The organism is Sporosarcina sp. FSL K6-1540, from assembly GCF_038620285.1.
Lineage (GTDB): Bacteria > Bacillota > Bacilli > Bacillales_A > Planococcaceae > Sporosarcina > Sporosarcina psychrophila.
The window spans coordinates 689,642-715,591 of the sequence record NZ_CP152018.1; the positions used below are offsets into that span (position 1 = coordinate 689,642).

Here is a 25,950-nt window from a genome sequence, read left to right on the forward strand (position 1 = left end):
CCTTCGAATTGTGGCAGCAACTGGAACCGAAAGATCAAACAAATTGCGCGGTTTCCGTCGAGCCCTTCATCGCGGTCGTAGAAGATGTACCGCCAGAAATGATCTGTGACACTTCGTCGAAGTATCCTGTTCCAACTTCACGTTGATGTCTAGTCGCTGTGTACCCTTTGTCTTCATTAGCAAATTCAGCCTGTTGCAGTTTTGAATAGGCCGCCATTCCATTGTCTTTATAGTCATGTGCAAGGTTAAACATGCTGTGGTTCAATGAATGGAAGCCCGCAAGTGTAACGAACTGGAATTTGTAACCCATTTTGCCGAGTTCAACTTGGTATTTCGCGATTGTCGCTTCATCCAAATTTGCTTCCCAGTTGAATGAAGGCGAGCAGTTGTAAGCAAGCATCTTTCCAGGGAATTTCTCATGGATTGCATCTGCAAACTGTTGTGCCTCTTCCAGAGATGGACGCGATGTTTCACACCAGACAAGGTCGGCATAAGGTGCATATGCTAATCCGCGTGCAATCGCTTGATCGATACCTGGTTTTGTACGGTAGAACCCTTCAGGTGTACGTTCTCCAGTAAGGAATTCAGCGTCTACTGGATCAATATCGCTTGTGACCATATCTGCTGCATCTGCATCTGTACGTGAAATAAGAACAGTTGGTACGCCGAGAACGTCAGCCGCAAGCCTTGCAGCAACTAAGTTACGGATTGCATTTTGTGTAGGTAGCAATACTTTACCACCCAAGTGTCCACATTTTTTTTCGGATGCAAGTTGGTCTTCAAGGTGAACGCCTGCTGCTCCAGCTTCTATCATGCCTTTCATTAATTCGAATACGTTAAGTGGTCCTCCGAAACCTGCTTCAGCGTCTGCAATAATTGGAGCGAACCAGTCAAAACCGTCTACGCGCCCTTCTGAGTGGTCGATTTGGTCAGCCCGTTGAAGTGCCTGGTTGATACGTTTGACGACAGAAGGAACACTATTTGCCGGATATAAACTTTGGTCCGGATACATTTGACCCGAAAGGTTTGCATCTGCCGCCACTTGCCAACCACTTAGATAGATTGCTTGAAGTCCAGCTTTTACTTGTTGAACAGCTTGATTTCCTGTTAGAGCACCAAGAGCATTGATGAAATCTTCTTCATGCAATGAACTCCATAAGCGAGTTGCACCTTTTGTTGCCAGTGTTTGTTCGATTAAAACAGATCCACGCAGTTTCACAACATCTTCGGCAGTGTAAGGACGTTCAATTCCTTTCCATCTGCTATCCTCCGCCCAGCTTTTCTCCAATTGTTTAATCTGCTCTTGTCTAGTCATATCTACAGTCACACCTTCCAGTTTTTTTATGTTCAACCAGTTATGAAATTAATTCTTTAGCACTGTTTCATAACAGCTGAAGTTGTTATACAGTAATATATAACAGAAGATACAAAGTTGTCTGTACTTTCCGACGAAAGGGCATTATTTTAGGATGAACTCGATTTTACGATGATGAAGTAGTTTGTTATTTTAGAGTTTCATAGAAAACAAGGGGGAAACAAATATGGTAATTACAAGAGAAACGTTAGAACAATATGTTTCTATACTAGGTGATTGGATACCGAAAGACGCCGCAATCGCGATTGCCATGGGCGACCGCTACATTTATTATGTGGAAGGCATTCAGGATATCCAACTAATAGAAGGGCAACCTGTTGTACCCGGCAGCATTGCGGATAAAGTAATTAATAAACGACTCAAAGTTGATAAAGTTATGGATAACACATTGTTCGGGTCCCCGTATTATGGAATCGGTTATCCGATTGACCTCCAAGGCGAGCCCGCTGCACTACTTGTCATTTTGCCTTCAAACTATCATATACTGAAACAAGAACCCTTTCGTTTCCTCACAGGCAAACAGGAAGAAGAATGGTGTCCTATTCCAATTGAAGAGATCGCATATATAGAAAGCTTGCAAAAGAAAACTTGGTTTTATGTTGCAAGTGAACAATTCTGTATCAGCTACACGCTGAAAGATTTACAATTACGACTGCCAAAGACGTTTCTACGTATCCATCGGTCTTACATTGTTAACATCCCATCTATCCAGCGCATTTCCAGGGACATTACTTCTAATCTAGTACTTACATTGAGAGATGGGACAGAGTTGCCTGTTGGTCAGACGTATATGGCCGATGTTAGGAAAGCGCTTGGATTTTAGGGTGATTAGGGGCGAGGTTGAGTGTTGGTCGTTTGGATATGCTTGGTTGGTGAGGTTATATGATTGGTTGAATAGTGGATATGCTCGGTTGGCAGGGTTATATGATCGCATTGACTGTGGATATGCTCGGTTTCAGTGGGATATGATCGCTTGGACTGCGGATATGCTCGGTGTCAAGGATATATGATCGCTTTGACTGCGGGTATGCTCGGTTTCATTGGGATATGATCGCTTTGACTGTGGATATGCTTGGTGTCAGTGGGATATGATCGCTTTGACAGTGGGGGTATGCTCGGTTTCATTGTTATATGATCGCTTTGACTGTGGGCATGCTCGGTGTCAGTGGGATATGATCGCTTTGACTGCGGATATGCTCGGTGTCAGTGGGATATGATCGCTTTGACTGTGGCTATGCTCGGTGTCATGGGTATATGATCGCTTGGACAGTGGCTATGCTCGGTTTCATTGGGATATGATCGCTTTGACTGTGGATATGCTCGATGTCAGTGGGATATGATCGCTTTGACTGTGGATACGCTCGGTGTCACGCCTATATGTTCGCTTTGACAGTGGATATGCTCGATGTCAGTGGGATATGATCGCTTTGACTGTGGATACGCTCGGTGTCACGCCTATATGATCGCTTTGACAGTGGATATGCTCGGTGTCAGTGGGATATGATCGCTTTGACAGTGAATATGCTCGGTGTCAGTGGGATATGATCGCTTTGACTGTGGGTATGCTCGGTGTCATTGGGATATGATCGCTTGGACTGTGGATATGCTCGATGTCATTGGGATATGATCACTTTGACAGTCGATATGCTCGGTGTCATGGGTATATAATCGTTTGGACTGCGGATATGCTCGGTTGGTGGAGTTATATAATCGGGTCTACACACTAATTTAGACACTCAAAGGAATAAAAAAAGCCGCCCGGAAATTAATCTAGGGCGGCTTTCGCAATTCATTAGCATATTATTTCTTGATTAACTCCAATTCAACTGGAATTGACGCTTCCACTGTTTCACCTTTAAGTGATAGAACAGCTGCTTCTACTGCTTTTTTACCGATAAGATCCGGTTTTTGAGCGACAGTTCCAGCCAATTTTCCTGCTTCGACTGATTTTACTGCATCATCTGTTGCATCGAATCCAACAACTTTAACTTCTTTCCCTGCGGCCTCAATTGCTTCAAGTGCGCCAAGTGCCATCTCGTCATTATGCGCGAACACGCCTTTAATGTCAGGGTTTGCTTGCATGATATTCTCCATAACTGTCAATCCTTCAGCACGGTTGAAATTCGCTGTTTGTTTAGCAACGATATCCAATTTACCTTTTACTATTTCATTGAAGCCCATTCCACGGTCACGCGCAGCCGAAGAACCAGCGATTCCTTCCAATTCTACAACTTTTGCTCCATCGCCAACTAAATCAGCTAAGAACTGACCAGCCAATTCTCCGCCTGCTTTATTATCTGAAGCGATATGAGAAACAACGTCTCCGCCTTCAGAGCTTCGGTCGACTGTGATAACAGGAATTCCTGCATTGTTTGCAGATTCAACCGCGGCTACAACTGCGCTAGAATCCGTCGGGTTAATCAAAATCAAGTCCACGCCTTGTTGGATTAAATCCTCTACATCACTCGCTTGTTTTGCTGCATCATCCTGTGCATCGATAACTGTTAACGTTGCATCCATTTCTTTCGCTTGCTCTTTTGCTCCTTCGCTCAATGTTACGAAGAACGGGTTATTCAACGTTGAAATGGAGAAACCAATTTTATAACTTCCTTCTCCACCTTTAGTTTCTTCATCTTTCTTGGCTCCTGGTGCCTCTGTTGAACATGCTGCAAGTACGAGCATAATCGCCATGATCAATGCTATTTTCATTTTTTTCATTTCCCAACATCCCCTTAAGCTGTTTTTTTACGATCTAATAACACCGCAACTAATATAACTGCACCCTTCACCACTTGTTGGAAGAAGGAGGATACACCGATAAGATTGAGACCATTATTCAAAACACCAATAATAAGTGCACCAATTAACGTCCCCACAATCCAACCCCGTCCACCCGTCAAACTTGTCCCCCCAAGGACAACTGCCGCAATAGCGTCGAGTTCAAACATGTTACCCGCAGTTGGTTGAGCGGAATTTAGCCTTGAGGTTAAAATCATTGCAGCAAGTGCCGCTAGCATTCCCGTCAGTGCATAAACGTAAATTTTAATACGATCTACGCTGATTCCAGAAAGCCGTGAAGCTTCTTCATTGCCGCCTACTGCGTATACGCGGCGACCAAATGTAGTCTTTTTCAAAATGAAATACAAAATCCCAAAAGTAATGGCCATCGTTATAACAGGGACAGGAATTCCGAAGAAGTACCCTTTCCCTAGCAACTGGAACGCTTGTGAATCACCAAGTCCTGAAATTGGTTTTCCTTCTGTGTATACAAGAGTCAATCCACGGTAAATCGTCATCGTCGCAAGTGTTGCGATGAAAGGAGCAACTTTTCCTTTGGCAATAATAACGCCGTTAATTGCACCAAGAACCGCACCAAGTAATAATCCGAGGAACATCGCGAGAAGCGGGTCCATTCCACCAGCCATTAATCCGGCAGTCACCGCTCCCGTTAAAGCTAATATCGACCCAACAGATAAATCGATGCCGCCTGTCAAAATGACGAAGGTCATCCCAAATGCTATGAGCGCATTTATCGACACTTGTCTTAAAACATTGAGTAAGTTGTTAAGCGTAAGAAAATTCGGACTCATGATTGAAATGATAATGACAATTAATAAGAGCCCAATAAGGGGTCCGATTTTTTGCAGTACCGACTGTGTATTAGATTTGAGCAACTTTGTCACCTCCCGTAGCATAATGCATAATTCGTTCTTGCGTCATTTCAGCTTTTTGCAGTTCGGCTGTAAGAGTACCTTCATGCATGACAAGTACCCGATCTGCCATGCCAATAATTTCGGGAAGTTCAGACGAAATCATCAAAATCGCGACACCTTTTTCGGCAAGTTCATTAATGATCGAGTAAATTTCTTTTTTTGCTCCGACGTCCACACCTCGGGTCGGCTCATCTAAAATCAGCACATTCGGTTCGATACCCAGCCATTTCGCAATAACGACTTTCTGCTGGTTTCCCCCGCTAAGCGATTTGGCAGCTTGGTTGGGACCCGACGTTCGGACACCCAACCGTTTAACCATTGTTTCGTACAACACTTTCTCTTCATTCGCTTTGATGATGCCATTGCTTGAAACTTTATTGAAATTCGTTAAGCTTAAATTGTCTTTTACCGAGAAATCTACGATAAGGCCTTCCGACTTCCGGTCTTCCGTAACATAGCCGAAACCTAGTTTTTTCGCTTGTAGTGGACTGCTGATTTTCACAGGTTTTCCATTAAGAGAAATCGTTCCCTTTTGCAGTTTTTTATAACCGAATAAGGATTGAGCAACTTCGGTTCTTCCCGCTCCCATCAAACCTGCAATACCGAGAACTTCACCTTTACGCAACTCAAACGATATATCTTCGAAATGCCCGTTGCGTGTTAAACCACTTGCGGTCAATTTCACATCACCAATTGTAGCGTTACGCTCTGGGAATCGTTCACCCAGTTCGCGTCCGACCATCATCTGAACAATTTCATCAAATGACGTTTCTTTAATCTCTTTGACGCCAACATAATTGCCATCACGTAAAATGGTAATTCGGTCACATAATGCAAAAATCTCTTCCATCCGGTGTGATATGTAAACAAACGATACACCGTTCGATTGAAGGGCTCTGATTGTTTCAAACAACGATACGATTTCTCGCTCAGTTAGTGCAGCTGTCGGCTCGTCCATAACAATCACTTCTGCATTCGATGACATCGCTTTGGCAATCTCAATGATTTGCTGTTTACCTACCGAAAGTTCCCGGGCAACTGTTTTTACGTCGACATCCAGTCCGAGTTCTCCCAAAATCACCTTTGCTTTCTTATTCATTTCTTTGGTTTTTAAAATACCACTTTTACCAAACGTCTTTTCATTCCCCAAAAACAAATTTTCAGCGACCGTCAAATCTGGCAATATATTTAGTTCCTGATGTATAACTGCAATTCCAGCATGTTCTGCTTCTTTCGGGTTTTTGAAATCGACTAGCTTGCCCCTCACTTTGACTTCACCTGTATCACGTGCATAAATACCGGTTAGTATTTTCATTAGCGTTGATTTCCCCGCACCATTCTCACCCATTAAGGCATGAATCTCTCCCTTTTTCACGGAGAATTCCACATTAGTAAGAACGGAGTTCCCATCAAAAGACTTTGAAATCCCAGTCATTTCAATCATACTTCTTCACCCACTTTCTTTTAGCAGTCTTTGACGGTGACAGTCACCCAGATCTCCGAGCTCTCTTAAAATATGACGCCCGACTGCAGAACAATATTTGCAAAAGGCGTTGCTTCACCGGTGCGAATGATTACTTTTGATTTGTGCGTCAATTGCTTCAAATCTTCATGTGCCAGCTTTGTTATACTTGGTAATTTAGTGCAAAGGATTTCATACACTTCAGTATTACGACTCTCTATTTCACTCGCAATAAATGCATGTTCTACTTCCAAATCTTCCAAAACCACGCCTACTATTTCAATAAAAGAAGGTTTTCCAATCGTATATGAAAGATCGATACAATGGACACCATCTGGTATAGGCAATCCGCAATCCGCTATTGTCACTTGATCGGTATGACCAAGCTTTGCAAAAACGGCTGCCAGTTCACGATTCAATATGCCATGTTTTTTCATCGCCAATCACTCCCGAGTCGCAGTTCTACGTCAGCGCGCGCCGGCATACCACCTTGTGCACCAAATTTCTCGACGGATAAAGATGCGGCAGCGTTTGCAAACGTAACCGCTTCAGTCAATTCAAATCCTTCGACAATCGCATACGCAAATGCACCGTTGAACGTGTCTCCTGCTCCTGTCGTATCGACAACGTCTGTCTTAAAACCGTCTATGATGACATGCTTTTCACCATCATAATAACGAGCTCCTGCACTGCCGAGTGTAACAATTAATTGATTTGGATAACTTTCCAACGCAGCCTCCATATCCGGCCCAAAAATTTGTTCACATTCTGTCTCATTCGGTGTTAGGTACGTAAGATATGACATAAATTCATTTTGGAAACCTCCAGCAGGTGCCGGATTCAATAACACAGGAACATTCAGATCAGCGCAGATTTTCAACGTATGTATAATTGTCGGTATCGGTATTTCAAGTTGCAGTAAAACAAGTTTACTTGCTCGAATCGTTTCTTTCATTTCATCAATGCATGCAGGCGTCAGTTCATAATTCGCACCTGGTACGACGATGATTCGGTTATCTCCATCCGACAACAATATATTGGCAATGCCAGTAGCTACCCCCGTACTCTCCGTTACTCCGGAAACGTCTACTGAGTTGCCCTTCAAGTTTTCCAGTAATTCCTCACCAAAACCATCATTCCCAACATTTGCCACCATATGGACATTCCCGCCAAGACGGGCTGCAGCCACTGCTTGATTGGCTCCTTTGCCTCCTGGTACCGTGGTGAATAATTGGCCTAAAACTGTTTCACCTTGTTTTGGGAATACATCTGTTTGCACAACTAAATCCATATTGACGCTACCGACAACCGTAATCATCATTGTTCACTCCTCGTTGTCCCTCGAATAATCAGTTTAACTGGAACTTGAATTTCTTTTTCTTCGAGCTCAATTTCTTCAATTAACTTAATAAGCATTCGTGTAACGAGTGCCCCTAGCTTATATATATCTTGCGCTACTGTTGTTAGCCCAGGTGATAACATACCGCCAAGTGCTATACCGTCAAACCCGACAATTTGCAACTCATCAGGTACGATAATTCCTAGTGAATGTGCTGCTTTCAACACACCTGCCGCCGAGACATCGCTACTTGCAAAAACCCCATCAATTCCTTTGTGCTCTGACAGAAATTTTCTAGCTATCTCTTCTGATTGCTCAAAATGAAATGGACACTCGATAATATGCGTCACTATTTCCTTACCTTCTACAGCCTCTAAAAAACCGTCTAATCGGTCATCCGCCGGTCCAAGTCCTGTCGGTCCACGCATGCAGACGATATGTTGACAACCTTGTTCGATTAAATGGGCAGTTCCTAACCGTGCACCTTCTTTGTTGTTCGATGAAACTGTCGGTATCGAAGCATCTATCGTACGATCCAGTGCAACCACTGGTATATCCAAGTTTTGATAATGACTCGCTTGCAACTGATTCGTTGTGACGATGAAACCCGCTACATATTTTTGCCTTAATGTCTCAATATAGTGGATTTCTTTTTCTGCTTTTTCATCCGAATTGCACAACACGACCGTATAGTCATAAGTTAGTGCAACATCTTCCACTGCACGAGCAAGCTCTGGGAAAAACGGATTCATAATATCCGGTACAATTAAGCCAATAAGTTTCGTTTGCTTCGTACTTAATGATCGCGCAACAAGGTTCGGTTTATAATCCAATTCTTTGATTGCCCGTCCAATAACCTCTTTTGCTTCTTTACTAACATATCCTTTTTGGTTTATAAAGCGTGAAACAGTCGCTACTGAAACACCGGACTCTTTCGCTACATCCCGAATATTGGCCAACTATTTCACCCTTTTCTATTATGTGTGTAACCGGTTACACACATAATACCAATCTATTGATTTGTTTGTCAACAACAGTTTCATTCCATTCATTCACAATACGAAAACAGCCACAAAAGTAAGTTTCACTTTTGTGGCTGTTTTTATGTCATTTACTTTTTCTTTATTGCCTTTATAAACTGCTCTGTTCCTTTCATCGATTCATCATACAAATCTTGAGAGAGTTTCTTCGTACTTTCAACCGTTGCAGGCCAGTTTTCTTTCATGTCGTTGAATGCATCCAGGAATAATGTTTGTTGTTTGTTGATGTCTCCGATTGGAAATGCATACTTTTCCAGGTCAGCAAGTTTCATGAAATCATTCACTTTATGATGATAAGAAATTGCCATGACAGGTGTTTCAGTACATGTTGCCAAAATCAAGGAATGGAGTCTCGTCCCAATAATAATGTCTTGCTGTGCTGTCACATCAAGGATCATAGTTGGTAGTAGATTATCATCGATGATTGTCGTCTTATCTTTATGTGTCATTTTCTTCTGAATATCTTTTGTAACATCTGCATCTTGTGGGAATTTTGTCGCGAAAAATGTCAGCTCAACATTGTCTAGTTCAGCTAGATTGTCCAGATTCTTTGCCATGCCTTCTATATAATCGTTATAGATGGCAGGATTACCTTCAGGCCAATAGCCTGCATTGTAATAAGGAACAGCTGTGATACCGATTTTCGTCGGAACTGTCGATTTCTCAACACCCGTTTGACGCAAGGAAAACGCTGGATCGCCGATAGTCAGAACGTGTTCTTTCACGCCGATTGACTTCAACAGTTCAACAGATTCGGGATCGCGTACCGAGATACTTTCTGCATGTTTAGCCATATAGCGAATGAACCATTTTCCTATACCGCTGCTTAGCGGACCCGCGCCGCATCCGTAAACAACATAAGGCGTCTTCGAATTTTTAGCCATCATTGCATATGACCCAAATAATGGCGCTTCCCTTTTATATAAATCCATTAAGATTCCGCCGCCACCAATAATCAGCAAATCAAACGTCTTTACGATTCTCTTATTATTTTGGTACGTTTTAAAAAATGTCTTTACTGCGTTGCCATTTTTATAATACAGTGGAAAACTAGTCACTCCATACCGTTCTGCTGTTTGTTTAGGATTATTACTAAATACCGTTAAATCATTACTGTCTATCTTGAACGTTGACGTCACTTGTTTAATAATGCTGAATAAGATCGCTTCGTCCCCGTTATTATCGTTGCCATAATTGCCTACAATACCTATTTTCATTAGCCGACTTCCTCTACTACATGATGAATTTAGTATAACATAGCTGTGCTACTCGATGAAAATGGAACCCTTTAGCCTGAAGTTGCACTTGTACATTTCCGGCTCGCTTTGGACGATGAAAGAATAGCAACCTTTCTATAGAGGTTACACGTGCCCGAAGATGAAATTTCGGGCACGTCACCGCTTTTAATAAAGCAAAGATCATACAAGTAACAGTGTGACGCTAGATAGAAAGTGACACTGCCTTTCATTCGAAAAGGAAACGCTATTAAAAAGGAGTAAGCAGCCAAAATTGCATCTTTGGCTGCTCCTTTATAAATAGGTGAGTGGTTATTCACTCGTTCCCAAAGTTTTTAGCACTTCGTGTACCTGTAACTTTGGAGAGCAACGGACGAACGGCCACCATAAGATTAACGAAAAAGCTGCGTAGGATGCGACTTTGTCGCACCCTACGCAGCAAGAAATTCCGATAATTCTATAGTAGTCGTTCAGTCCAAAGTGATCCAAAAGCACCTGTTCATAGGGTGTCTAGTGTCTTGCGCTTTTCGGGGCTAAAACGGCGCCTTCCGCTTTTCTTATTTATTAATACTGCGGTATAGGAATGCGCTGAATTGCGCGCGGTTCACAGGTTTATTCGGCTCGAAATTGCCTTTTTCATTCCCTGTTGTGATCCCGCTGTTTGCTAGAATATGAACTTGTTTATACGCCCAGTGACTTGTAGGGACGTCTTTGAATTTCTTAGACGATTCGCCTGACAGTTTGTACGCTTTCACAAGGATTGCTGCCATTTGAGCACGTGTCAACTGGCCAGCCGGGTCGAATGTTCCGTCCCCTTTACCGCCTACTAGATTCGCACTTGCAATAGCATTGATTTCATTGTAATAACGGTGTTTTTTAGGTACGTCTTTAAACTGTTGTGTACTTGCAACAGATGCATCTAAGTTGAACACACGACTTAAAATGACGGCCGCATGTTCTCGCGACAATGTATTTCCTGGGTTAAACTTACCATCCAAATCTCCTTGTATATAACCAAGGTCTTTTAGGAAACTTATTTCTGTATAGTATGCGTAAGTGGAAGGTATATCAGAAAACGCTGGTGTATCATCAGACAAAACGATAGGAATGCTTGTCGTTTTCGATCCGAGTGTCACATTTACTGACCCCTTGCCTGCTTTATTAACAGCTTTAAAGGCCCCAGCCGGTGTAATCGTTCCGATATCACCTGTAACGCTCCACTTCACTTGTTCTGGAGAATATATGATTGGCTTTCCTAGTGCATCCGTTGCATTTGCTTTATAGGTCACGCTTGCACCTGGTTTCACTTTCGTTGTAGAAGGTACAATTGTTAACTTAGCCGGTGCATCGACAACTGATACAGGGAATGACTGCTTCGCATTTCCATATTGCACGGAAACTCGATCTTCCCCAGCTTTTACGGCACTGTACGTTAGTCCCGAACCAGCAACGCTACCTTTTTCTGCTGTCACTTGAATCTGACTGTTGTCCACTTTTAATGGATTGTAATAAGCATCCAGTAAGTAATTCACTGTCAAGGATGTTTTTGAACCTACAAGCATCGTACCAACTTGATTGCGCGAAACGCTAAGTTGTGCAGGTTCGCTTACAGGTGCTGTACTGATTGCTTCCATGATTGCGGACACCTGGCGTTCCGAAGAATCTGACGTCCGGTTTGCCAGCACGACCGTATTACTGCCATGATTCCGTACACCCATCGCTGTAGAACCGCCACCATCGAAATTGAGTGCCCGATCATAGCCTTGTGCTGCTAAATAATTTGCGAATTGTGTAAGCGACATCCCGTTGCTATAGCCTCTTACGTTGTCTACTGTTACAAGATGCACTTGTTTCTTATCTTTACTAATTGCAATTGCTGTACGCGCGGTAAGTGCAGTAGCTCGTGAATTAGATGTATTCATCGTAATATTCACCTTGCCATCTTTCAATAACATCGGACCGCTCGCCAACATGAACTCAGAATCCATCCATTTATCATCGATAGTCAATGCAAGGGATACATCTTCACCCACTTGCATATTTTTGAATTTCTCAAGACCTTTTGCGCCATGGACAGAAAGAACGAATCCTGTTTTAGGTATTTCTACTTTCTCTTTCGATCCATAACCGCGTACTTTCACAACTTTGCCCGTCAGTTTCTGGCCGTATTGTGTATTTGTAATTGGCTGTCCTGTGTCGATAACTATTTCAATTCCGTACTGATTGGAATTCGTATGTGTCTCAATATTCTGTGGTGTGAAAATGATTGTTTCATCATCTTGACGCTGACGATTTATCCCCGTCAATAGATGGTTTGTTCCTTTGTAATCCATACGAACATTAAAATTAAATTGATCGATTTCAGAAAGTCCATCTTTCGTCACACCAAATGCAATCGGTTGACTTACATAATTACTTGTTGAATCGGAGATCACGCCGCCATTAACAATCTCGTTCCCCTGTGAAATCAAATACATCGGCAAGCCGTTTTTCATGTCGAAAAATGAAGCATTAATCGCCCCAACGACACGGTTCCCATCTTTTGAATCGCGATTTGCGAGCACTGTTGTTGCTTGTCTCTTCGCAATCGGTGAAGGAAGTCCAACTTGTAATTTTGTATATGGATCTCCTAAATTGACAGATAGATGATTTATGTATTTTGAAGCTGATTGCGTATATTGAGAATAAGTTACACCCGATGATACCGGATAACTCTTCACCGCATTCTGATTGGCCGAGGCACTTGCTGGTACAGTCCAAAGAAGCGTGGCTGCTACCGCTGTCATTGCGACTTGTTTACTGAAACGTTTCATTGAAGCTACTTTACTAGTGATAAAACGACACTCTCCCTTCCTATGAATATACAGCTTACCAAAGGATTCGATATATTACCATAATCCATAAGAAGGAAATTAAGAGAAAAGCAGTCTAAGTTCGCGACATCGTGTCGCAATGACTGCATGACCTACATCCTGTAGACCCAAGCGGAAGGCGCCATCTATATTTTCGGCACTACTTATATAGAATTAACTAGGTGGTATCCCTCACCCGTATAACGAACAACTCTAGCGAAGGAGCGACACTAATGAAAGGCAGCCAAATATCGCCGCGTCCTGCGGCAATGGCTGCACACCCGCATCCTGCAGGCGCCGGAGCAATAAGACCAAGGAGGGATGCAGTTCAATCCCTCCCTAGGGATCTTCTGACGGGCTTATTGCGTAAGGCCATCACCTAGCGACAAAGCGGTGTTGGAAGAACAGTCTATTTGTTAAGTGCCGACTACGTAGACACAAAAAAAAGCCGTCCGAGGCAGATTACTCTTCCCCGAACCGCTCTATTATAAGTCTTTAATTTTAAACTTCACATATTGACTTGTATAAGATGCGAACACTCCAAAGATGATGAAATAGAACATCGTATAGAATTTCAATTCCCAAATATTATAGTAGAATCCTGAGAATCCGGTCGCAAACCAGAAGGCAATCATGAACTTGCCGAATACTGTTTTACGTTCTTTCCAGAACAGCGCAAACATTCCTAGAAGAAACGCTGAGAATAGGGCAACACCTGCAACACCAGTTTCAGCAATTACTTGAATGTACTGATTATCCGAGTAGAAATACTTTCCGCCGTAGATGTCTGAACGAATTCCATAAAACTTATAGATTGGCGATCCATATGACAATGTCGCAGACCCGCCGAATGAACCGAATCCAGCTCCTGCCACTGGATAGTCTTTGAATACTTCAAACCCTTTATTAATATAGAAGAAACGACCACTTTCCGTCATGAGCGCCAAGTTTTTTTGATCGAACGTCTCTCCAAATCGTTCTGCGATGCTTCCTGGACCGGTGTCTGGTGCAGCAAGACCAAGCTCTTTGAAGTACTGTACACCGAGATTGACTGGTATATAAACAAGGATGATAGAGGCCACTCCCGCAATCACAAGTCGTTTCATAAGATGCCAGTTTTTCGACATGATAATGAAAATCACACCGAGGATAAATGCTGAAATCCAAGTTCCCCTTGAATAGGTGAGGATAAATACACCAAGGAACAAGACAAGATTAATCGTTAGGAACCATTTATATTTCTCGGTTTTGTAGATTGATTGAAGGAACAGCACAGCAATAATTCCGAACAGCAGCAATAACGCCAGTGAATTCGGATTTCCTGGTAATCCATAGATTCTTACCAAGTTTGTCGCCGATAACGTTTTATATTTCCATACATCTGGCAACAGGAACTGCCTCATAGATAGCTTTTCGATAATGCCATGAACTGAAACGATAAGGCTTGTCCATACGGTTACCCATGCAAGCCGTTGGAACCATCCTTCCGGTAACAGCATCCGTGAAACAGTATAGTAAAGCAAATACATAATAATAAATGTCCGTAGTTGAAAAATGACCGCAGAAGGTAAAACGCCTTGGACTAGTCCACTGATAGCCCCGAACAATAGGAAAGCAAAAAATGCCCATTCAAACCATTTGAACGAAAACAGTGACTTCCAATTCTTTCTACCCGCAATGAGTACTTTTGCAAATGCGATGAACGTAATGAGATCCCCGATTAGTTTGAGGCCCGGATTCACTTCGACAAGAAATGGACGGATACTCACATAGACTACGAGGAAAAGCAGGCTTTGTTGCGGTCTGAAAAATGCGAATAACGCAAAGAACAGGGAAGATAGAACAAGTGCAATCGACGATGGGAGCATCAATGCTACGCCGATGACTGCCAATGCTGCAATGAAATACATTGTTTCTTTATCTTTTAAATTTTCTTTTATAGTTGTCATGAAATATTTTCCCTTTCTACGACTAAATCGTCTCATAATAATGAACAAAGTCCTCCGTAATTATAGCATCTTATAGGACGTTGTGGCTTATTCTTTAGTTTCATATTTATTACAAATTCTACTTGTGCAAATTGAACCTTATTATTCTAGCAAACTTCTGATACTATTAAGTAAGATTATAGAAGGAGGTTTACGAGTGAAAAAATTAATTACTTTCACTTTACTCACACTACTCATGTTCTCCCCTGTCTTCCAGATACAAGCACAGGCGAGTGACATTAAAGGTCATCAGATGGAAAGCGACTTGAATTATTGGATTGGAAAAAACGTCATTCGTGCAGACGCAAAAGGAAATTACAATCCCAATAGAGCCGTTACGAGAGGCGAATTTGCTTCGTACATTGCACGTGCTCTTAAATTACCTGTTTCCACAAAGTACACATTCAAAGACTTAAAGGCAAACATGGGTCTAACAATTGAGATTCAAAATGCAGCCGGCGCAGGAATCCTTTCGGGTTATCCCGATGGTACATTCAAAGCCAGCGAAAAAATTACCCGTCAACAAATGGCAGGTATGATGTATAAAGCGATGCGTTATATGGACCTTCCTGCACAAAAGACAGCTTTGAAATTTAAAGATTCAAAAAAGATTTCAGCTAACTTTATTGACGCCGTCTCAACTGCCGTAAACTTGAACATTATTCGAGGGGATCACCGGAAAGATGGTGTTTATTTCAACCCTAAAGATAACGCAACGATTGCACACGCTTCAGCATTCCTATTCAGATTATTCGCTGCCGCGGAAGTGTTAAAACCGACAGAACCTAGTGAGCCGAGTCCAAGCGAACCAGGTAAACCCGAAGTTCCTTCTGTACCCGACGTTGATCCTGAAGTATACAAAGTAAGTACAATTTCAGGCGGAAAACTCCTTCCCACAACGGCACTCTATAAAACTTATGAAGATGCATTGGCTGCTTACAATGCATCTTCATCTGTTAAGGCCATTGGAAAAAACAATAGGATTATTAAAATAAAATCTGGACGAGCTTTTGGTTCAGAAAACCCTAAACAATATACCTCTCTCTACAGCGATTCCACTTTACGGACTGAAGTAACATATATTCAAAAAGGTTATGAAATGAACTATATCGGAAGTAGTGAGAATCATGTTATTTTGGAAGTTGGTGGGTTAACTTTCTACGCGAAACCTAACGAAGTCGATCTTGTTCCAACAGAACTTGTCACGGGCAACAGCTTTTATGAAGTAGGCACAGATGGTGTCTTATATCATGATACGTATAACAACTTGACTAAAACACGTGGGGTTTATTCTATCGGTCCTGCAGCTTCATCCATGAAAAACGGGAAAAGGTATACAAGTCTTGATGGCGTTCATTTTGATGAAGTAGGTACGAAAAACACAATTACACATTACCCATACTTCCAATTCCAATCAGTCCGTCAAACCTCTTCATACAGCGGTGCAGAACTTGATTACTTCATCACTGAGATTTTGAAAGACCGTCAGAGAACCGGTCTCGCTCGTTACAAAGATGCTCCGACTACATCAAAGTTAATTGGTCTTGGTAATTATTTAAAAACAATTGAAGAAACACATCGTGTCAACGCATTGTTCATTCTTGCAACAGCCATCCACGAAAGTGATTACGGAATAAGCGGAAATTCACTAACGAAAAATAATATTTTCGGTATTAAAGTGTTTGATTCTAGTCCGGAATCAGGTGGAACATACAAACATCCCAACAATAGTGTCGATGCATTTATTAACGAATACATGAACAAAAATTACGCTAACCCGCTAGGCGGATATTCGTATGGAGCTGTTCCAGGCAATAAAGTAGTCGGCTTTAATGTCAGGTACGCTTCTGATCCAAACTGGGGAAGTAAAATCGCCGGACATATGTGGAGAATCGATACATTCCTCGGCAAGAAAGATTACAAACAAGCGGATCTCGGCCGCATCATTTATACCGGTCCCGTAGGTGTCAATGTACGGACAAGCCCTGATCCGCTAAGTGCTAAACTATTCTCTTACAAACAGAAAGACCCCGGCGCCAATGCCGCATTCGGCTATCCAGTAGTTATTGTCGATGAAACAGTCGGTAGCGACGGCTTCAAATGGTATAAGGTAATTGCAGATAGCAATCCTCCTGCAGACTACGGCTGGATTCGTTCAGACCTTATAGAACGAATTACGGAGTAAAATAGGTAAATCCTGTCCACTGGTGTTTAAGTGGACAGGATTTTTTTTACGCAATTAGCCTCCCCTAGTTAATGTGACATTGGTCATAACTTGATTGAAAAATTTCTGGGCACCACTTGTAACTGTAATGGTAAATGACTAAACTCGCATGGCTTCGCCAAACTCTAATGGCAATTCGTCAAACTGGCATGGCTTCACTCGTAACTGTGATGGCTTATGTCTAAACTCTCATGGCTCCGCCATGCTCTAATGGCAATTCGTCAAACTGTCATGGCTCAACTCGTAACTGTGATGGCTTACGACTAAACTCTCATGGCTTCGCCGAACTCTAATGACAATTCATCAAACTGGCATGGCTTCACTCGTAACTGTGATGGCTTATGACTAAACTCTCATGGCTTCACCCGTAACTGTGATGACTAAATATATAATCAAAATGGCAATCCCCTTTCCCCCATCAAAAAATCCCCCGCACTGAATGATTCCAGTGCGGGGGATTTCATATTTCAATCACTTTACCTCAAAGTGCGTCCGTATGTTCACTACCTGCCGGAAGAATATCCGACATGTTGATACGCTCAAGGCCTTTTTTAATCTTCGTCGTATAACCTAACTTGTTTTCGTTCAAATAACCCGCTTTGGAACGAATCATTTCTTCAAAGATAGGCAACTTCGATTCATCAATCGCCGACCACAATTCATAAGAATTGATCAAATCTTCCAAAGTTAAATGAACATAATCGCGTCCAGAGAATTCACGTTCCGGCGAAATTTTATACCAAATGTCACCGTCAGGACGGATCCACTTATTCTTTTCCTTTACGATCGCTGTCTGGATACTCGTTGCAGTAGCTAAGTATGCAGGATCGTTTAACTCTTGATAAGCCATTAAAAGAATGTTCATTCCACCAAGCGCATGGTTCATGGACGTATGTGTCTTCACTTTTTGCGCCCCAGGGAAGTAATCAGAAATATAGTAGGACTCGTTGTCCACCTTGATGATATTCCCTTTTTCCTTTTGCGATACAAGCAAATTGGCATAGTTTTTCAGACCGACATTGTAGTCCTTATGTTCAAACGCTTTGCCGCCATTATACATGAATAATGCAATTTGTTCGTTGAATCGAGTATCGACGAACGGAGCCGTTATACCGTACAAGCTTTTTAGATACGTGCTTGTTACTTCTGTCTCCCAATACGTCGATTTCCCTCTGAATACGTCCAAATTAGCAAATGAATTATAGAGAAGATTTTCATAATACCGTGCACCAGTTTCGGAGTAAAGGGCCATAACTCGATCCTCTTTCACAAGAAGAAGATTACGACCATACCCTCTACCCGACTTCGGCATTGGTTCAACCGTTACCGCCATCTTATTGTATGGACCTTCGGCTGTGTACCATTTATTTCGTTTTTTATAATTAACTGCTGACTCAAGCATCCAAGCGTCCATTTGCTTCCGATCCTCAAACAATCGTTCTTCAGAAGCTAGGAGCCATTGGTCAACAACATCAAAACCTCTTGACTGTAATCTGTAAACGGAAAGTTGCGTTTCTCCAAGCATAACGCCGCTAAACGCTTCGCTTTCCTGATGTAATTCCCTCGTATGGCTTTCTGCGCCTGTAGGGTATTTCTGGTTCAGTTCAGTTGACTGGTATGACTTCCCAATCATCCGCTGAGATACTTTACCGTCTGTTTGTATTTTTTCGAAAATACCTGTTGGGTACGTCATCAAGTCATAGCCAAATGTCTCATCCACACTTTTCTTGATTGGGAATCGACTATACTCGTGAAGCACGGCTTTCGATAATCCTTCTTCCGTCTGGATAACATCAACAGTTACCGGTATGTTCTGAGGATTTCTCAGTTCGTTGAATAAAAAATAATCGCCGTTAGGCAGTTCCCTTTTCGTCATTTTCACCGTGACGGACGGAAAGCCACTTATGCGGTACGTGTAAATAATATCTGTAGCATGTGCATGTTTGACGGTTTTCTCTCCCGCAAACTGCATGATATAGTTCGAACGCAAATAGGTTTTGGCAGTAGTCGAAAGTGGTACTTCGACAAATTGTTGCTCATGTCGGACGGTATCAAACGTACCGTACGTATTTGGCTCCGTGAATTCTGTTGCAGGCAATTTCTCTATTAGCTTATTTTGCAGCATCGCCCTGTGTAAAAATACGACATATGTCGCGCGGTTTACAGCTGTTTTCGGATCGAATGTCCCGTCTTCCTTACCAGTTGTGATACCGTGTTGCGCAAGTACTTTTACACCTAATTTATGAGATTCACTGATTTTGTTATCGTCCTTGAACGTGATTTCTTCTCCCGTATCTTGCAATTTGAAAGCCCGAACGATGACAGTCGCCATCTGTTCACGTGTCAAAGAGTCACCAACGCCGAACGTCCCGTCTTCTTTCCCTAAGAAAATACCGGCTTCATATGTAGCCATGGCACCTTTCAAATGGGACGACTTTGCACTGACATCTTTAAAAATCGGCTTGTAGGATGAAAATGGCAACTCGAGTGCGTTCGTTATCAAGTTTGCCGCTTGTGCCCGTGATACCTCTAAACTTGGTCTGAACTGCTTGTCCGGATAACCGTTAATAATTTTTAAGTCGACAAGTTGTGTTACTTCATCTTTTGCCCAGAAATCATTATGTACGTCCGTAAAGCTTGGACTAATTGGATTCGCGCTAGCATTCAATATACCAAAGCCAAACAGTGAAAGAACTACGACAATAAGTCCGACTTTCATTGGACCTTTCATTTTTTTCTTGTGTAACATTTACAAATATCCTCCCTCTCCTTACTTAATCTGTACAGTCATCCATCTATAATACCATATATCGGCATAGAAAAACCTCCCATTTACCAGGAGGCTGATTCGTTACTCTATTGTCTTTTGTGCAAACGTTTCGCCATTTTTACGTGCTTGAACATCGATTTTATAATCCGGATATTCTACTTTCAATTTTTCAGCAAACTTTTCGACAAGTTCTTTTGCTTTCTCTTCTTTCATATCAGCAGCAACATCAAAATCGAGTAGAACGAAGCCACCGCTATCTTCTGTCACGATAATACCGACCGAAGAAACGCCTTCTTCTTTACCAAACTCTTCTTTTAAGTCATCGTCCGATTTTGCCGTTTCTGATTTATCGACAGCTCCTTGTTCCTTAAGGTCTTTTTCAACTGCCTCACTTTTCTTCTCTTCATCAGTTTTCGGCTCATCTTTCTTATCCGACTCCCCGCATGCACCAAGCAAAAGAGCTGATCCTAACAATGCTGCAAACAATAATGATTTTTTCATATTAGGTTCTCCTCCTTCATCTAAAGTATATATTATCCTAACATATAAAAAGTTTAAGCGACAAGGCACACACTACTTGGTGTCGCTTATTGGTTGACTGCTATTCAGTAAAAAAATAGGGCCCCATTGCTGTCATTCGACGGCAGGGACCCTGTTTCATTACGCTTTTCTATTCAACCATTTATATTTAATTGCCATCAGATAAATAACGAATGCAAATGCAAATGTGATAGCAACAAAGACAAATCCTTGTGAGTTCAATACAAGCATCGGAGCAAATGTCACGAGCATAATTTCAACCGGCGCAATTGGTATATAGGCCAAGCTGTAATCATCCAGCGTCTTGCTTTCCGATTTTGGATCTACGATTCTAAGTAGCGCCATACCCATAGCGACCGTTCCTGTTGTCCAGCCCCATGTGAATATCCCCTTTTCAAACCAGTATTCCGGGAAAAACTTCTTCGAAAATACTGCGAAGAATAAAAATGCATACACAAGACCAAACACAAATAACAAAATTAACGGAACAGCATAATCAAGTACGACTGAAATACTAATTGAACCAATTCCGAATGCAACGAGAATATCCGTTGCACTTCCACTAATTCTTGACACAACATCCTTACTGACATATTTATCCGTATCCGTCGAATTCAATATCTTCTTCACGAACAATCCAACAAGAAATGCCAGTGAAAATGCCGGTATAACAACGCTTGGTAATAGCATTGCACCTAATTCACTTAAATAATAACCGCCCATGGCGATAATCGTAATGATAGACAGGTGAAAAACATATGGATCAATCGAAATCGACGATACCGTATCTGTTTCAGATTTCGTTCTAGATTCTGGCGGGATTAATCCCGTTCTCATCTCGTCAGGCAAATCTTTGAACGAAGCAAGGAATGATGTATGCCCCTTCGAAGACCCCCATTTAATAAAGAGAATCCCAATTAGAATCGCACTCATAATCCCTACAGTGGCAGATGTCATAGCCAAAGAAGTCGCTTCTTCCCAGCCATTTTGCTCAAATGTCGCACCAATTGCCGCTGCAGTTCCGTGTCCCCCTACAAAGCCGGCTGCAAGTAACAAACCGAAGCCGTCATGTACATTCCAAAATGGATTAATCAGTAGAAGTGCGAATAACAATCCTCCACCCCACATTAATACCATTGCAAGTTGAGAGTACGACCACATGCTCCCGACTCTTGTCTTAATCGCATTCCAGTCAATCCGTGGTGATAGTAACGGCAGTGTTCCAAAGATTACTGCTATTAAGATTGCCGGATAGAATTTCATTTGATCTGAAAACGGCAAAATTCCGAAACCATTCGGCCCTAACAGCAAAGCCAGAAGCCCCGCAATAATACTGGCCGGCAAAAACATTTGCTGGATGAACTTAACCTTTGCTCGAATAATCGTCCCTACAAGCAGAAGCAATGATATCAAACCGATATCCGTAAATAAAACCCATGGTGAAAAATCCATATAACTATTCTCCTAATCTATACATTATTTTTTTGCTGAATTAAATGCCCCTTTCTTAACATCTATGTAACCGATTACACGAATATAAAAAGCATATTTTTTATCAACTCATATTACAATAACATTTATTAAAGTTCTAGTAAATTTAACGGACTACTTAGAATTCCTTAATGAATTCACAATTGGAAACTAACTAAAAACTCTTTTAAATAAAGAAATATATTCATCATCATTAAATGACTTTCAAGAATATTTCCTACATAAAATATATATATATTCGTAACATTCGACAGCAATTTGTTCGTCAAAATTTTAGAGACTGCATATAAATAGAAGGAAGCTTGGAGGGATAAAAAGTGATAACGATAAGTTTGTGTATGATTGTGAAAAATGAAGAGGAAGTAATAGGTAGATGTTTAGATTCTGTTTGCGAGTTAGTGGATGAAATCAATATTGTGGATACAGGGTCTGACGACCGAACAAAAGAAATCGTAAATAAGTACACCAATCGAATTTTTGATTTTCAGTGGATTGACGATTTTTCAGCTGCACGGAATTTCTCATTCCAACAAGCAACAATGGATTATGTTCTTTGGCTCGATGCGGATGATGTATTTACAGCTGAAGATCAGGAAAAGTTCAAGTTATTGAAACAATCCTTACAACCAACGATTGATGCTGTTTCAATGAATTACCATTTAAGTTTTGATCATGAAGGCAATGTGACCTCCCTTTTGAGGAGATATCGTCTAGTAAAAAAAGTAAATGAGTTTAAATGGATAGGAGCGGTACACGAGTTTCTTTCCGTGTCAGGTAATCTATTCGATAGTGATGTAGCAGTTACCCACTCCCCTTTAAGTCATGATAGTGGACGTAATATCACGATCTATAAAAAGTTGTTAGCTTCAGGGAAAACATTGTCCCCCCGTGATACATTCTATTACGCCAATGAATTGATGGATCATAGTGATTTTGAAACAGCAGTCCTTTACTATGAGGAGTTTTTAGATTCGAAACTGGGCTGGATTGAAGACAATATTAGGGCGTGTTTCAGACTGGCTGACTGCTACCATAAATTAAATGACAAGAATAAAGAACTTAGTTCTACCTTACGAACCCTTGCCTATGACGTTCCTCGTCCCGAAGCGTGTTGCCGACTCGGGTATTACTTTATGGAACAATTTAAAAACCACGAGGCTATCCACTGGTATAGTCAAGCGTTCCTATATGAAAATCATCAACAGATAGGCTTTCAAAACACCTCATTTTCTACTTGGCTACCCAATCTTCAATTATGTGTTCTTTACGATCGCTTAAAACAGTACGACAAAGCCTATCATCATAATGAATTAGCCCGAAAACACAAACCAAATAATGACAGTATAATGAAAAATAAAAAGTATTTAGATGAAGTAATTAAAAATAATCAGGAGAAAATTTAAGAGTCAATACACACAGCCAGCAGAATGATTATTTGTGTAGCCTACAGTTGAAATTCATTCAAGAACTACTTTCATTAGCTTCATATATCCAACTAACTAGCCGCTTCGACACCTTGTCGGAGCGGCTAGTTGGTTGGGGGCATCAGCGTCCAAGATGGCGAGCATATTCAAAACCAAATCCCTTTCCTTAATAAAACTGGATAAATATCAAATAAATCTCTCGCCCTCTCTGTGACATTTCCTAATCTATTATTTTATGCACGTAGTTGATTGCCCGTCCCCCCAACTATTGCTCGAATAGGATGTTACAGAAAGGGGGTGAAAAAATGAATTATTATGATTACAATAAACGAAAATGTAATAAATGCAATAAATGCTGTAAATGTAATGAATGTTATGAATGTGTTAAACATGACAAATGCAATATCGATCCATGTTGTTGTAAAAGAGGACACAGGGGGGCTACTGGCGCGACTGGAGCTACCGGAGCTACCGGAGCTACTGGTGCAACTGGTGCAACTGGAGCTACTGGAGGAACTGGTGCTACTGGCTCAACCGGAGCGACTGGCGTGACTGGAGCTACTGGCGCTACTGGTGCTACTGGGGCAGCCGGAGCTACTGGAGCTACCGGAGCGACTGGTGCAGCTGGTGCAGCTGGAGCTACTGGTGCGACTGGTGCAACTGGAGCTACTGGTGCAACTGGAGCTACTGGTGCGACTGGTGCAACTGGAGCTACTGGTGCAACTGGAGCTACTGGTGCGACTGGTGCAACTGGAGCTACTGGAGGAACTGGTGCGACTGGCGCAACTGGTGCTACTGGCTCAACCGGAGCGACTGGCGTGACTGGAGCTACTGGCGCTACTGGTGCTACTGGGGCAGCCGGAGCTACTGGAGCTACCGGAGCGACTGGTGCAGCTGGAGCAACTGGTGCGACTGGTGCAACTGGAGCTACCGGCGCTACTGGGGCAACTGGAGCTACTGGAGGAACTGGTGCTACTGGCTCAACCGGAGCTACCGGAGCTACCGGAGCTACTGGTGCAACTGGAGCAGCTGGAGCTACTGGAGGAACTGGTGCTACTGGCTCAACCGGAGCGACTGGCGTGACTGGAGCTACCGGAGCAACTGGTGCAACTGGAGCTACTGGCGCTACTGGTGCTACTGGAGCTACTGGGGCTACTGGTGCAGCTGGAGCTACTGGGGGAACTGGGGCAACTGGGGCTACTGGGGCTACTGGAGCAGCTGGTGCAGCTGGCGCTACTGGGGGAACTGGGGCAGCCGGAGCTACTGGCGCTACTGGAGCTACTGGTGCAACCGGAGCTACTGGCGCTACTGGCGCTACTGGCGCTACTGGAGCTACTGGGGCAACCGGAGCTACTGGCGCTACTGGAGCTACTGGGGGAACTGGGGCAGCCGGAGCGACTGGGGCTACTGGAGCTACTGGGGCAACCGGAGCGACTGGCGCTACTGGAGCAACGGGTACAACGGGTGCTACCGGAACTACTGGAGCGACTGGTGGAACTGGGGCAGCCGGAGCTACTGGCGCTACTGGGGCTACTGGGGCTACCGGGGCTACCGGGGCTACCGGGGCTACCGGGGCTACCGGGGCTACCGGGGCTACCGGGGCTACCGGGGCTACCGGGGCTACCGGGGCTACCGGGGCTACCGGGGCTACCGGGGCTACCGGGGCTACCGGGGCTACCGGGGCTACCGGGGCTACCGGGGCTACCGGGGCTACCGGGGCTACCGGGGCTACCGGGGCTACCGGGGCTACCGGGGCTACTGGAGACATTGGTGTAGCCGGAGCTACTGGCGCAACCGGAGCTACGGGACTAGCGGGAATTGCCGGACCTACGGGTGATATTGGCCCTACTGGAGCCATGGGAATTAACGGCATTAACGGTGCTACTGGAGCTACTGGAGCTAATGGAGCTACCGGTGCGACGGGAACTAACGGCATTAACGGTAACAGTACGATAATTCCATTTGCAACTGGAACCTCAACAATGGCATTGACTACGTTACTCTTGGGAGCAGTTGGTATTCCTTCTGTTATAGGATTCGGGAGTTCCATAGCAGGTCTTACTGCTCTTGGTGCTACAATAACACTCCCAATTCTAAGTAACTTTGCCTTTATAGTTCCTCGTGCAGGAACCCTTACAGCTATATCAGCATACTTTAATAGTAACGTGGCATTAAGCCTAGGAACGACATTAGTTCATGCTGAAGTATATCGCGCAACCGGAAATAGCAATACCTACAGCGCAACTGGCGTTACAGTAACTCTAACATTCAGCGGATTAACAGTTGGTGCCATACAAACTGGCACTGCCGATACTTTCTCAGTTCCGGTAAACGCTGGAGATCGTTTGCTAATGGTGTTTTCTGCAAGTGCTCCTTTAGTTGGCCTCATACAAGGAGCCGCTAGTGCAGGTCTGACAATCAATTAATAATTTAAAATGTACAGAAACACAGTTCTAAATGAAGCCTACAGACACCAAAAAAGCCCCTTTCATTCAAC

General features: G+C 42.9%; 17 protein-coding genes. 4 read left to right on the top strand and 13 right to left on the bottom strand.

Going from position 1 to position 25,950, the window contains the following annotated elements:
• Positions 1 to 34 precede the first annotated feature (34 nt).
• The gene (aceA, locus tag MKY15_RS03140; protein ID WP_342538944.1) at positions 35 to 1,315 is read right to left on the bottom strand and encodes an isocitrate lyase; all 1,281 of its coding nucleotides are present in this window, start codon (positions 1,313 to 1,315) and stop codon (positions 35 to 37) included.
• 226 nt (positions 1,316 to 1,541) lie between these two features.
• Here aceA and MKY15_RS03145 point away from each other — a divergent pair, with 226 nt between their 5' ends.
• The gene (locus MKY15_RS03145) at positions 1,542 to 2,198 is read left to right on the top strand and encodes a LytTR family DNA-binding domain-containing protein (protein WP_067212257.1); all 657 of its coding nucleotides are present in this window, start codon (positions 1,542 to 1,544) and stop codon (positions 2,196 to 2,198) included.
• A 977-nt stretch (positions 2,199 to 3,175) separates the two neighbouring features.
• Here the strand turns inward: MKY15_RS03145 and rbsB are convergent.
• From rbsB to MKY15_RS03190, 9 genes are all read right to left on the bottom strand, one after another.
• Positions 3,176 to 4,093, bottom strand: a complete 918-nt coding sequence (gene rbsB, locus MKY15_RS03150) for a ribose ABC transporter substrate-binding protein RbsB (RefSeq protein ID WP_342538945.1) — start codon at positions 4,091 to 4,093, stop codon at positions 3,176 to 3,178.
• Between the two features lie 14 nt (positions 4,094 to 4,107).
• Complete coding sequence (gene rbsC / locus MKY15_RS03155; RefSeq protein WP_342538946.1) at positions 4,108 to 5,049, bottom strand: ribose ABC transporter permease; 942 nt, start codon at positions 5,047 to 5,049, stop codon at positions 4,108 to 4,110.
• Positions 5,036 to 6,532 carry a sugar ABC transporter ATP-binding protein gene (locus tag MKY15_RS03160; protein WP_340740625.1) on the bottom strand — a complete coding sequence of 499 codons (1,497 nt, stop codon included), beginning with the start codon at positions 6,530 to 6,532 and terminating at the stop codon, positions 5,036 to 5,038. The genes rbsC and MKY15_RS03160 overlap by 14 nt, the downstream gene beginning before the upstream one ends.
• A gap of 65 nt (positions 6,533 to 6,597) precedes the next feature.
• Entirely contained in the window at positions 6,598 to 6,987 is a 390-nt protein-coding gene (gene rbsD, locus MKY15_RS03165) for a D-ribose pyranase (RefSeq protein WP_067212267.1), read from the bottom strand.
• Positions 6,984 to 7,868 carry a ribokinase gene (gene rbsK, locus MKY15_RS03170; RefSeq protein ID WP_342539702.1) on the bottom strand — a complete coding sequence of 295 codons (885 nt, stop codon included), beginning with the start codon at positions 7,866 to 7,868 and terminating at the stop codon, positions 6,984 to 6,986. The genes rbsD and rbsK overlap by 4 nt, the downstream gene beginning before the upstream one ends.
• On the bottom strand, positions 7,868 to 8,848 hold the full coding sequence (locus MKY15_RS03175) for a LacI family DNA-binding transcriptional regulator (protein WP_067212272.1): 981 nt from the start codon (positions 8,846 to 8,848) through the stop codon (positions 7,868 to 7,870). The genes rbsK and MKY15_RS03175 overlap by 1 nt, the downstream gene beginning before the upstream one ends.
• Positions 8,849 to 9,000: 152 nt before the next feature.
• Positions 9,001 to 10,146, bottom strand: a complete 1,146-nt coding sequence (locus tag MKY15_RS03180; RefSeq protein WP_067212275.1) for a polysaccharide pyruvyl transferase family protein — start codon at positions 10,144 to 10,146, stop codon at positions 9,001 to 9,003.
• Between the two features lie 575 nt (positions 10,147 to 10,721).
• Complete coding sequence (locus MKY15_RS03185) at positions 10,722 to 12,977, bottom strand: S-layer homology domain-containing protein (protein WP_187045676.1); 2,256 nt, start codon at positions 12,975 to 12,977, stop codon at positions 10,722 to 10,724.
• Positions 12,978 to 13,501: 524 nt separating this feature from the next.
• Complete coding sequence (locus MKY15_RS03190; protein WP_342538947.1) at positions 13,502 to 14,965, bottom strand: O-antigen ligase family protein; 1,464 nt, start codon at positions 14,963 to 14,965, stop codon at positions 13,502 to 13,504.
• Positions 14,966 to 15,161: 196 nt separating this feature from the next.
• Between MKY15_RS03190 and MKY15_RS03195 the strand changes: the two genes are divergently transcribed.
• Positions 15,162 to 17,189: an S-layer homology domain-containing protein gene (locus MKY15_RS03195; RefSeq protein WP_342538948.1), complete on the top strand. Its 2,028-nt coding sequence runs from the start codon at positions 15,162 to 15,164 to the stop codon at positions 17,187 to 17,189.
• Positions 17,190 to 17,709: 520 nt separating this feature from the next.
• On the opposite strand, the gene MKY15_RS03200 is transcribed toward MKY15_RS03195, so the two are convergent.
• The 3 genes from MKY15_RS03200 to MKY15_RS03210 all read right to left on the bottom strand — a co-directional run bounded on the left by MKY15_RS03200 (position 17,710) and on the right by MKY15_RS03210 (position 21,990).
• On the bottom strand, positions 17,710 to 19,977 hold the full coding sequence (locus tag MKY15_RS03200) for an S-layer homology domain-containing protein (RefSeq protein ID WP_342538949.1): 2,268 nt from the start codon (positions 19,975 to 19,977) through the stop codon (positions 17,710 to 17,712).
• Positions 19,978 to 20,079: 102 nt separating this feature from the next.
• Positions 20,080 to 20,499: a hypothetical protein gene (locus MKY15_RS03205; RefSeq protein WP_342538950.1), complete on the bottom strand. Its 420-nt coding sequence runs from the start codon at positions 20,497 to 20,499 to the stop codon at positions 20,080 to 20,082.
• A 159-nt stretch (positions 20,500 to 20,658) separates the two neighbouring features.
• Positions 20,659 to 21,990 (bottom strand): sodium/glutamate symporter, encoded by a 1,332-nt coding sequence (locus tag MKY15_RS03210; RefSeq protein WP_342538951.1) that lies wholly within the window; start codon positions 21,988 to 21,990, stop codon positions 20,659 to 20,661.
• A 356-nt stretch (positions 21,991 to 22,346) separates the two neighbouring features.
• On the opposite strand from MKY15_RS03210, the gene MKY15_RS03215 reads away from it, so the two are divergent.
• Positions 22,347 to 23,432, top strand: a complete 1,086-nt coding sequence (locus MKY15_RS03215) for a glycosyltransferase family 2 protein (protein WP_342538952.1) — start codon at positions 22,347 to 22,349, stop codon at positions 23,430 to 23,432.
• A gap of 326 nt (positions 23,433 to 23,758) precedes the next feature.
• Complete coding sequence (locus MKY15_RS03220) at positions 23,759 to 25,879, top strand: collagen-like repeat preface domain-containing protein (RefSeq protein WP_342538953.1); 2,121 nt, start codon at positions 23,759 to 23,761, stop codon at positions 25,877 to 25,879.
• The last annotated feature ends 71 nt before the right edge of the window (positions 25,880 to 25,950 follow it).